The sequence below is a fragment of the Peribacillus sp. genome, from assembly GCF_059453735.1.
On sequence record NZ_JAZVJO010000409.1, the window covers coordinates 1 to 10,537 of the forward strand.

Here is a 10,537-nt window from a genome sequence, read left to right on the forward strand (position 1 = left end):
ATGGCAGCCTTAAATTCTGCTTCATCATGTAAACGACCTGCTTCTGTTAACTGACCAGCTAATTCATCAATAACGTCTTTCTTTGTGACACTCTTTAAATCTATGATTATCGTATCTACTTTTAATAAGTCTGTGATTTTCATCAAATCATCCCCCTGTAAGCTCAGTGATTGCTATTTGCGGCAATAATTCTTCGATTCCTTCTAGTGAACATAAATCGGCTGAAAAAGCGGTGGCGCTTCCTGCTGCCAGGCTAAAATGAAAAGCAGAAAGGATGTCTTGAGTCGTTTCATAGGTTCCAATAAATCCTGCCACCATTGAATCACCAGCACCTACTGAATTAACCACATTGCCTTTAGGTACATTCGCAGTATACGCTTTGTTCTTTGTACAAAGGACCGCTCCATCCCCAGCCATGGAGACAATTACATGCTGAGCACCCATCTCCACCAGTTTCATTCCATACTTAAACGCATCATGTACATGATTTATTTCAGTTGAAAATAGTTCCCCAAGTTCGTGATGATTCGGTTTAACGAGAAACGGTTGATAAGGGATAACCTCTAGTAATTCTTTTCCACTTGTATCGACGACGACGTTTATTCCCTTCTCAGAACATTTTTTTGTTAGATGACTATATACATTTTTCGGAAGACTAGCTGGAATGCTTCCTGATAGAACCAGTATATCTTCAGCCTGTAAATCATCTATTTTCTTAACTAATTGCTGATAGCTTTCTATCGTGATGTCAGGTCCTTGGCTATTAATTTCCGTTTCGATACCTGTCTTTAGTTTAATATTGATTCTTGTATCTCCCGATGCTTCATTAAAATCGGTCATGATTTCTTCTTGATGTAAAAAGGTTTTTACGAATTCTCCTGTTTGGCCGCCTATGAAACCAAATGCTGTTGTATCATTTCCGATTCTTTTTAAGACTCTAGAGACATTTATTCCCTTCCCTCCTGGGAATTTACAATCATGAGTTGTTCGGTTTACGCTGCCCATCTGGAAATTCTCTACTTCGACCAGATAATCAATCGAGGGATTAAGGGTTACTGTATAAATCATTTTACCGTCACGACCTTTACTTTAGGATTTTTCTTGAGTTGTGAAATTGCTTCTTCATCATTATTGTCCGTAATAATAATGGCATCGTTTACATCAGCGACCTTAGCAAAAGTAGCTTCATTTAATTTTGTACTGTCACCTAGTACATAGCTTTCGCTCGACAATCGGATAGCCGTTTTTTTTAAGAGTGCTTCATCAGGATCCGGTGTTGTGAAACCTAGTTCAGGATGTATCCCATTCATCCCAAGAAAGCATTTGTCCATTCGGTATTCATTTAAAAATTGGACTGCCGTTCCGCCGACAATAGCATTTGTAGAAAATTTAATGCTGCCGCCAACCAAAACCGTTTTTATTTCTAGTTGAATTAATTTGGGTATATGCATAAGTCCGTTTGTTAAAACGGTTACATTTTTGTCCTTTAGATAGGGAATCATTTCTGAGACAGTTGTTCCTGCATCTAGATAAATGCAATCATTTTTCTCAATAAATGAGGAAGCAACCTTTGCAATCGCTTGCTTTTCAGCTATGGATTTGGTTTGGTTTTCATATGTTGTTGGCTCAAGACCTTTTCGTTGAAGCAAAGAGGCTCCGCCGTGTACACGTTTCAGCACTTTCATTTCTTCTAGCTGTACTAAATCTCTTCTAATGGTTGATTCGGATACCTGGAGCTGGTCTACAATTTCTTGTAACTTAACAGTTCCCTCTTTCTTTAATAAGGATTGAATGAATGCGTGTCTTTCTGTTGTTAACAAACTGCTCACCTCCACCTTGTAATCACATCATAAATGAAACGGTTTCATTAATCAATCAAAAACATTTAAAAGTATTCATTTTCATTCATAAAAAATCATAAATCGTTCACAAACATTCATATTAACATCTCTAATATTTGTTTTAAGCAGGTGAAGGTGTTTATATGCGGTCGGTTTTTTGAATATTCTATCGAGGTTTTTATTAAAATAACAAGTGCGTTACGCGGTTTTTTTGTCATTGGATACCCTCGCATAGTGAGGATTGTCCGATATTCTATCGAGAAGAATTGCAAAATATAATTACGCAAAAAAAGCCGCTGCATTGAATTTTGCAGCGTTTTTTTAATTAAATCACTCTCGCTTGTTCCCAAATTTTCTTTCCGTTGACGTAGACAGCGTGTGCATGATTAATACCGTAATGATAAGGAAGATACTGATAGGTCGGAATATCCCAAATAACGAAGTCAGCTTTTCTCCCCAGTTCCAGCGTTCCTGCTTCTATGCTCTTACCAATGGCATGTGCCGCATTCACCGTGACTGCGTTCCATATTTCTTCTGCTGTCATTTGCAATTTCAAGGCAGCCAGAGACATAATGAACTGTAAATTTTCTGTTACCGAGCTTCCTGGGTTAAAGTCAGTTGCTAGTGCAACCGCTCCTCCCTTATCAATGATACTTCTTGCTTTCGCATACGTATTTTTGCCTAAATAAAACGTTGTACCTGGCAGCAGGACAGCCACCGTAGTAGAGTTTGCCAGTTTCTCAATTCCGATATCTGTTGCCGCAACCAGGTGATCTACACTCACCGCTCCTAGTGCTACCGCAAGCTCTGTTCCTCCTAGTGAGTGGATTTCATCGGCATGCATTTTTAAGCCAAAGCCTCTCTCTTTTGCAGCTTCCAAAAAGATTTTTGCTTGTTCCAAACTAAATACGCCGGTTTCACAAAATATATCAACAAACTCTGCTAGTTCCTCTTCTTTGATCACGTCCAATAAGAAAATCATCTCTTCAATAAATGCTGAGACACTTTCTTTATATTCCGGGGGGATGGCGTGTGGCCCAAGAAAGGTTGATACTAGTGTAATTGGGTAGACCCTGGACAATGTTTTCACTACTCTAAGCTGCTTTAGTTCCGTTTCTTTATCCAAGCCATAACCGCTTTTTGCTTCAAGCGTGGTTACTCCATGAGCGATACTCGTTTCAAGATGATGAGCGGCCTTTTTCACCAGTTCTTCTTCTGTCGATTGCTTGGTTGCTGCAACTGTAGATAATATACCACCTCCTTTTTCCAGAATCTCTAGGTAAGGCATCCCTTGTTGTTTTAGCACGAGTTCGCCTTCGCGGGAACCGCCAAACACTAGATGTGTATGCGAATCAACTAGACCAGGTGAAACGACTTTATTATCAGCTGATATAATCTGATCAGCGTCAAGTGTGCTTGCCTCTATATTCGTACCTATCCAAGCTATCCTCCCTTCATTGACCGCAAAGGCAGCCTGCTCCTTAATGCTTAATTCCTTCATTTGGTCCCCTTTTAATGGAGTTAGACTCGATTCCGGTAAAATTAACTGTCCTATATCCTTCACAAGCATGTCATAGTTCATGATTTTTCCTCCCTAGCATTGGAATATCTATCTTTTTTTCCTTGGCCGCTTCGATCGCTAATTCGTATCCTGCATCCGCGTGCCGGACAATTCCCATCCCTGGATCTGTTGTAAGGACACGCGTTAACCGCTGCTCAGCCAGGTTACTGCCATCTGCAACAACAACCATCCCTGCATGCAGCGAATACCCCATTCCCACGCCACCACCATGATGCACAGAAATCCATGACCCGCCAGCAGCCACATTAACAAGCGCATTTAAAATCGCCCAATCTCCAACTGCATCACTGCCATCTTTCATATTCTCTGTTTCACGGTTTGGGGAAGCTACTGAACCACTGTCAAGATGATCACGGCCAATGACAATTGGTGCCTTAAGCTCTCCATTTCGAACCAATTCATTAATGGCGAGGCCCATTTTTAACCGTTCTCCATACCCAAGCCAGCAAATACGTGCGGGGAGTCCCTGAAAGGATACTTTCTCACGTGCAAGATCAATCCAACGGTGCAGGGGTTTATGGTCAGGAAATAACTCTTTTACCAATCGATCTGTTCGGTAAATATCCTCAGGATCACCAGATAACGCTACCCACCGAAACGGACCTTTTCCTTCACAGAACAAGGGACGGATGAAGGCTGGAACAAATCCTGGAAAATTGAATGCTTCCTTAACGCCATAGTCGAAAGCAACTTGGCGAATATTGTTGCCGTAATCAAATACCACTGCACCCTTTTTCTGAAAAGCAAGCATACTCTCGACCTGGTGTGCCATGGATTGTGTAGAACGGCGTATATACTCTGCTTCATCCTGGTTACGCAGGTCTGCTGCGTCTTTAAGGCTCAACCCTCTTGGAATGTAACCGTTCAAGGGATCATGAGCTGAGGTCTGATCTGTTACAATATCAATGATGTTCCGATGAACGAACTGTTCGTAAATATCCGCCGCATTGCCGACTAACCCGATGGATAAGGCCTTACCTTCCTTCTTTGCTTTCACTGCCCATGATGCTGCCTCTTCAAGGGAATCAGTCATACAATCACAATACCCAGAAGCTATTCGTTTCTCAATTTTTGCAGGATCGACCTCTACGGCAAGGCAAACACCACCATTCATCGTAACCGCAAGCGGCTGTGCCCCGCCCATCCCACCGAGTCCAGCGGTTAAGGTGATTGTTCCTTGTAAAGACCCATTAAAATGCTGTCTGGCTAGTTCAGCCAGTGTTTCGTAGGTGCCTTGTAAGATTCCTTGCGTCCCAATATAAATCCAGCTTCCTGCTGTCATTTGTCCGTACATCATGAGTCCCTTTTTATCAAGCTCATGAAAATGCTCCCAATTTGCCCATTTGGGAACAAGTACTGAATTCGATAAAAGCACACGCGGTGCAGCTGCATGAGTACGGAATACAGCAACTGGCTTACCGGATTGAATCAGTAAAGTTTCGTCATGTTCCAGACGTCGAAGCGAAGTGACTATGGCATCAAATGACGGCCAATTACGAGCAGCTTTTCCGATGCCTCCATACACAACCAGCTCTTCTGGATTCTCTGCCACCTCTGGATCAAGATTATTATATAGCATGCGCAAAACTGCTTCTTGTTCCCACCCTTTGCATTCAAGCTCCAACCCGCCCTTTTTCCTGCTATTTTTCATCATTCTTCCCCCTTTTTAGTTCCGAGAAATCATCCCTATTCGTACGCTGTTTTTTTAACCAGCTGGTCAAGGTTTCAATATCAAGTGAAAACACGCGGTCCTCCGTAATTGGTTTAACAATCCTTCTCATAGATTGATAGAAATGATGGGTTTGCGGAGCCATTTTTTCGATTCCTCGATACTTAACGGCCTCCATGGCACAGATTGCTTCAATAGCAAGTACGCGTCGCACATTTTGGATAATCGCATAGGCGTGACGAGCTGCAATTGTACCCATGCTTACATGGTCTTCTTGGTTGGCAGATGAGGGAATTGAATCAACACTTGCTGGATGGGCGAGCGTTTTGTTCTCTGAAACCAGCGAAGCAGCGCAGTATTGCATAATCATTGCGCCTGACTGCAAGCCTGGCCTTGCACTTAAAAAAGGGGGTAAATCATTGAGCTGCGGGTTGACGAGCCGCTCGATACGCCGCTCTGAAATACTAGCAAGCTCTGCGCAGGCAATTTTCATAAAATCCATCGCAATCGCTATGGGTTGGCCATGAAAATTCCCTCCCGAAATGACGGTCTCTCCATCATCGACAATTAACGGATTATCCGTTGCAGCGTTGATTTCGATTTCCAATTTTTCTTTTACATAGTCAAGTGCCTGCCACGAGGCACCATGTACCTGAGGAATACAGCGCAGTGAATACGCATCTTGAACCCTTTTTTCTCCTTGTTTTGTCGTAAGCTTGCTTCCAGATAAAAGTGACCGCATGCGCTCGGCGACTTTTATTTGCTGGGGATAACCACGAGCTTCGTGAATTGACGGATGAAACACATCAATAATTCCTTGTAGTCCCTCCATCGTTATTGCAGCTATTTGTTCACTTTGCAGGGCTAAATCGTTTGCTTCGATCCAATTGACCGCTCCCTGTGCAGTCATCGCTTGAGTACCATTTATCAGTGCCAGCCCTTCCTTTGCTGCAAGTGTAATCGGCGTAATCCCTTCCTGAGTAAAGACCTTCTTAGCTGTTTTAATTTTTCCTTTATAGTAAACCTTTCCTTCTCCAACAAGCACAAGTGCAAGATGTGATAAAGGGGCTAGGTCTCCAGAAGCACCGAGTGAACCCTGCTGAGGGATGACGGGATGAATGCCCTTGTTAAGTAAAGTCACTAATAACTCTACTAATTCAGGACGTATTCCTGAATAACCCTTAATCAGCGCGTTCAATCTTAATAACAGCATCACACGCGTAACCGTTTCCGGAAAAGGATCTCCGACTCCACATGCATGTGAGCGAATTAAATTAAGTTGTAAATCATTCACATCCTGCTCATTAATTCTCACCTCGCTAAAGCGGCCGAACCCTGTATTAATCCCATATACCATGATTTTTTCAGAAACAATTCGTTCGACGGCAGCTCGGCTTTTTTTGACATTTTCTATACTCTCCTTACTAATTCCAACGTTTTCTCCCTCATAACAAATTCGTGTGATTTCTGTTAGCGTTAAATGATTCCCAGTCAGTTCGATCATCTCTTTCCTCCTAATCCGTCTTAAACCATACAAAAAGAGACGACAATGGCTTAATCACCATCATCGCCTCCTCATAACTAATGAACTCTAGGCAATGTTTTCCTATATATGATTGATTCCCAGTCCGACTGCTTCATGCTCCAGTCCTTTAACTGGTGCACCGATTGTTCCATAAAATGCAACGGCTATCCATTCTCCTTCTGCTTCTTCTGTATAAGGTTTACCGCGGACTACGGCAAATGAAAGACCTACTGTCCGTTTCATCTCTCCTATCGCGGATTGGCCGCGGGTAACACCCTCGATGGCTTCTAAAATAGCATGATACAGCGCATGAGTTTCTCGGTAATGCTGATCTTCAATTAACCGCTCTCGTTTTGCTGCCGTCTCTACTGCTGCTATTACCTTTTGCAGGTTCATGGATCCAACCCGCCCCTTACAAAAACGAATTTCGGTTAAATTAGGCTGTAGAAAGTCCATTTCTTCTTCGTTTAGAGAGGCAAGCAGTACCGCTAGCTTCCCAATTAAAATTCGCTGTGTCATGAAAACACCCTTTTATTCGGATTATTCACTATTATCTAATAACTATCTCTAGTGTAATTGTCCTTTTCAATAAAAGTCAATCAAAAAAAAACCCAGTGCTCACGAAGCACTGGGACACTATGGCTTATCTTGGTAAATTAAATTCAGCGAATTTCTCTTTGAAAAGAGCTTTTCCGTTATCTCCAATAAAAGGTCCAAATTCTAAGGTAAACTTCTTATAGATGTTAAATTCATCTTTATTAAATAAGAAAACATGATATTTCTCACCTTGTGACCCTGCTTTAATTACCCTTGGATTCACGGGTTCAAGCATGCCTTCGGAAAGTGCTGTACCTCGGTTATCATCGATTCTCAGCTTAGAAACAGTTGAGAGATTAATAGGCTGATCTGATTGATTATCAAGATTAAGTTTCACTGTGAGTGCCACAATTCCACTATCACCAAAATTTTTAAAACGAGCTTTGTTTGCAGCTCCTGGAGTTATTTCCGTGTATTGCACACCTTCTAACGTTACCTTAACATCACCAATTTGTTTGGTTTCGTTGATTCCTGACTTTTCAAAAATCATTTTTTTATCAGCAACATTATCAGTTGTCAGCTGATCGGGATAGAATTTTGGAGCTCCGGCCACTGCCTTTTCTTGATCTTCATTAAAGATAAAGTCAAAGTTTCCTTCACCATTAAAGCTGTTTTTAAATTGATCATTATCCGCCATGCCGCCTTCGATAATATATTTCGGCTTTACAGTCTTTAATGATTCAAATTCTTCATTCGTAAATAAGAAATTGATTAGACCAGTCACCTTTTCACCAGCTGCGTATTTGCCTGTTTCGGTTTCTTTTGTTGATTTAACTTGGTCTTTTTCGTTAATAAAATTCACATGTTCAGCAGCAATATAATTATATTCTGAGTCTAATTGAATCTTTTGACTGTTATTGTAGTAGGCAGGTTTGCCTGTTCCATTTTCCAATGTCACTTTCGCCGTAACCACATATCCATCTGTTTGATCGTCAAATGGGATGGTTACACTTGGAAGCATATCGGTCACCTTTACCACTTGGTATTCGTCTATCAACACGGTAAATCCGTCCATATTATGACTGTATTCTGGACTCTTATTGGTATAAACTACTTCTACTTCACCTTCAGATTGTTCCGCAATCGCAGGATTCATTACTTCATTGGAATCTGCAGCTGCCGCTTCTTCTGGTTCATTCGATGTTTCTTCAACTGGTTCAGTACTCTCTGTTTCTACAGCTTTTTCCGTTTTACTCTCTCCAGCTTTTTTCGATGCCGTTTCTTTTTCTTCTTCTCCACAAGCAGCCAGCAGCAGCAATGATGCTAACACAACTGGCCCAACAAACCATTTCTTCAACACATACTCACACCTTTATCATTATGTATTGCTCATAACCCCAATCTAAATACTTACTATGTTGGAAATTAATCACAAATGTTCATTACCCCCTTTTCGAAAAAGTAAAACTCTTTTTTTAAAAAAACACTTAGTTTATTTATCGTCTTTCATCTCTGGTCTTTGTAATGTCAGTTGGTTTTCTTGTTCAAATAATTTGATGGCTTGATTCATGATGTCCTCTTGATTATGATTCGTTCGATTGATAACCCTTACTGGAGCATGGCCATTGGCAAATAAAAAAACTTGGTGTTCATCAATCTGAATACGAGCATCGACAATAATTTTTTTTTCAAAACTTAGTCTAATCGTCTTCATACAAATTCCCCCTATATGTTTATCAATTCAACTATTTTCTAATAAAACCTTTGTTGCTAGAAGATTTTTCGCTCGACATTTAATTCAAAACAGGGAACAAAAAAAGCAGCACCATGGCTGCTTTTTTTGTTCCCTATTTTTAGAGGGATGTCATAGCTTCTTTGACCGTTTTCACAATAAACGAATAATCATCATCCGTAATGGAAAGCGGTGGTGCTAACTGCAGTACATTGTTAAAGCCGGCAACCGTATCTCCATTTTTACCAATTAAAAGTCCCTTTTGCTTACATGTACTGATGATTGAATTCAATTTATCGACTTCTAATGGTTCCTTGGTCGTTTTGTCTTTGACCAGCTCAATTCCGATTAGAAGACCTTTACCACGGATATCGCCTACTAGGGGATGATCCTTTAACTCGGCGAAATCATTCAACATGCTTTCCCCAAGTTGGGCAGAACGTTCAATCAGTTTTTCATTTTCATAGATTTCCAGATTTTTGATGGCGAGGGCGCACGCTGCTGGATTACCACCGAACGTGTTGATATGACGAAAACGATCGTAGGTATCCTCTCCAGAAAAGGCTTCAAAAATCTCTTTTTTCACTGCCGTAACGGCCAGTGGCAAATAGGCACTAGTAATTCCCTTTGCCATTGTAATAATATCGGGTTTAACCCCGTAATGCATAAACCCAAATGGTTTCCCGGTTCGGCCGAAGCCGCAGATGACTTCATCACTGATTAGTAATGCCCCATGCTTATCACAAATTTCTTTAACACGTTTCATATATCCTTCAGGAGGCATCAAAATCCCTCCGCCGGTTATGATCGGTTCCATAATGACACCGGCAACTGTTTCACTTAGTTCCCAGGTCATGACCCGGTCAATTTCTTCCGCCGTATGAAGTGGATTCCCTTCATCATAATTACGATAGGAGTCTGGCGGGGCAACATGCAAGAACCCCTGAGCCAGCGGTTCATATTTATATTTCCGCTGAGCTTGACCGGTTGCAGCAAGTGCGCCTAGCGTATTGCCGTGGTAGCCCCGATAGCGGGAAATAAATTTATGTCGAGAATGACCACCGGTTTGCTGATGGTACTGACGAATTATTTTAAATGCGGTTTCGTTTGCTTCACTGCCGCTATTAGAAAAGTAGAATACGTACTCATCATCAAGCCATGAATTAAGCTTCTCTGCAAGCTTAATTGCAGGAACATGACTCTGTATAAGCGGGGCATACGGCAGTTCCAGCAACTGCTGATAGGCAGCTTCAGCCAGTTCTTTACGTCCGTAGCCGACATTCACGCACCAAAGTCCTGACATGCCATCAAGATAACGGTTGCCTTTATCATCAATAACCCATGCGCCTTCACCTTTCACCATCACCGTATGTTCCTGACCTGGGCTTGAGCCTTTCATCGCATGCCAAAGGTATTTTTCATCTGTTTCTTGCAAGCTAGGCGTTTGATCCGTATTCGGCATTTCCATTCCCCCTATGTTTAACATCTAATACCGTGCAGTCAGCATTTTCTTTCTTGTATAAAATTCTACGCCATCTTTTCCATTGGCATGCAGATCTCCGTAAAACGATTTTTTATAGCCGGAAAATGGAAAGAAAGCCATAGGGGCAGGAACACCTAGATTCACCCCAAGCATACCTGCATCGATATC

Annotated in this window: 10 protein-coding genes; all 10 read right to left on the reverse strand. The window is 41.6% G+C overall.

Annotated features, from left to right (window positions below):
* Window positions 1–147 precede the first annotated feature (147 nt).
* On the reverse strand, window positions 148–1,068 hold the full coding sequence (pfkB, locus tag AC52RT_RS13515; RefSeq protein WP_495541223.1) for a 1-phosphofructokinase: 921 nt from the start codon (window positions 1,066–1,068) through the stop codon (window positions 148–150).
* Window positions 1,065–1,820 (reverse strand): DeoR/GlpR family DNA-binding transcription regulator, encoded by a 756-nt coding sequence (locus AC52RT_RS13520; RefSeq protein WP_495541224.1) that lies wholly within the window; start codon window positions 1,818–1,820, stop codon window positions 1,065–1,067. Before AC52RT_RS13520 ends, pfkB begins: the two co-directional genes overlap by 4 nt.
* A gap of 346 nt (window positions 1,821–2,166) precedes the next feature.
* Entirely contained in the window at window positions 2,167–3,423 is a 1,257-nt protein-coding gene (gene hutI / locus AC52RT_RS13525) for an imidazolonepropionase (protein WP_495541225.1), read from the reverse strand.
* Window positions 3,413–5,074 (reverse strand): urocanate hydratase, encoded by a 1,662-nt coding sequence (hutU, locus tag AC52RT_RS13530; protein WP_495541226.1) that lies wholly within the window; start codon window positions 5,072–5,074, stop codon window positions 3,413–3,415. Before hutU ends, hutI begins: the two co-directional genes overlap by 11 nt.
* Complete coding sequence (hutH, locus tag AC52RT_RS13535; RefSeq protein ID WP_495541227.1) at window positions 5,064–6,596, reverse strand: histidine ammonia-lyase; 1,533 nt, start codon at window positions 6,594–6,596, stop codon at window positions 5,064–5,066. Before hutH ends, hutU begins: the two co-directional genes overlap by 11 nt.
* A gap of 102 nt (window positions 6,597–6,698) precedes the next feature.
* Window positions 6,699–7,136: a histidine utilization transcription antiterminator HutP gene (hutP, locus tag AC52RT_RS13540; protein ID WP_475730706.1), complete on the reverse strand. Its 438-nt coding sequence runs from the start codon at window positions 7,134–7,136 to the stop codon at window positions 6,699–6,701.
* A 124-nt stretch (window positions 7,137–7,260) separates the two neighbouring features.
* Window positions 7,261–8,514, reverse strand: coding sequence for a DUF5068 domain-containing protein (locus tag AC52RT_RS13545; RefSeq protein ID WP_495541228.1), 1,254 nt, complete (start codon window positions 8,512–8,514; stop codon window positions 7,261–7,263).
* A 132-nt stretch (window positions 8,515–8,646) separates the two neighbouring features.
* The gene (locus tag AC52RT_RS13550; RefSeq protein WP_495541229.1) at window positions 8,647–8,868 is read right to left on the reverse strand and encodes a hypothetical protein; all 222 of its coding nucleotides are present in this window, start codon (window positions 8,866–8,868) and stop codon (window positions 8,647–8,649) included.
* A 139-nt stretch (window positions 8,869–9,007) separates the two neighbouring features.
* On the reverse strand, window positions 9,008–10,348 hold the full coding sequence (locus AC52RT_RS13555) for an aspartate aminotransferase family protein (RefSeq protein WP_495541230.1): 1,341 nt from the start codon (window positions 10,346–10,348) through the stop codon (window positions 9,008–9,010).
* Window positions 10,349–10,372: 24 nt separating this feature from the next.
* Window positions 10,373–10,537: aldehyde dehydrogenase family protein (locus tag AC52RT_RS13560; protein WP_495541231.1), on the reverse strand; the 165-nt coding region annotated here is incomplete at its 5' end.

What these genes read in the sequence shown, in the direction of transcription:
- pfkB (WP_495541223.1), bottom strand. Translation starts at nt 1,068, where the DNA reads ATGATTTATACAGTAACCCTTAATCCCTCGATTGATTATCTGGTCGAA.
- hutI (WP_495541225.1), bottom strand. Translation starts at nt 3,423, where the DNA reads ATGAACTATGACATGCTTGTGAAGGATATAGGACAGTTAATTTTACCG.
- hutU (WP_495541226.1), bottom strand. Translation starts at nt 5,074, where the DNA reads ATGAAAAATAGCAGGAAAAAGGGCGGGTTGGAGCTTGAATGCAAAGGG.
- hutH (WP_495541227.1), bottom strand. Translation starts at nt 6,596, where the DNA reads ATGATCGAACTGACTGGGAATCATTTAACGCTAACAGAAATCACACGA.
- hutP (WP_475730706.1), bottom strand. Translation starts at nt 7,136, where the DNA reads ATGACACAGCGAATTTTAATTGGGAAGCTAGCGGTACTGCTTGCCTCT.
- AC52RT_RS13550 (WP_495541229.1), bottom strand. Translation starts at nt 8,868, where the DNA reads ATGAAGACGATTAGACTAAGTTTTGAAAAAAAAATTATTGTCGATGCT.
- AC52RT_RS13555 (WP_495541230.1), bottom strand. Translation starts at nt 10,348, where the DNA reads ATGCCGAATACGGATCAAACGCCTAGCTTGCAAGAAACAGATGAAAAA.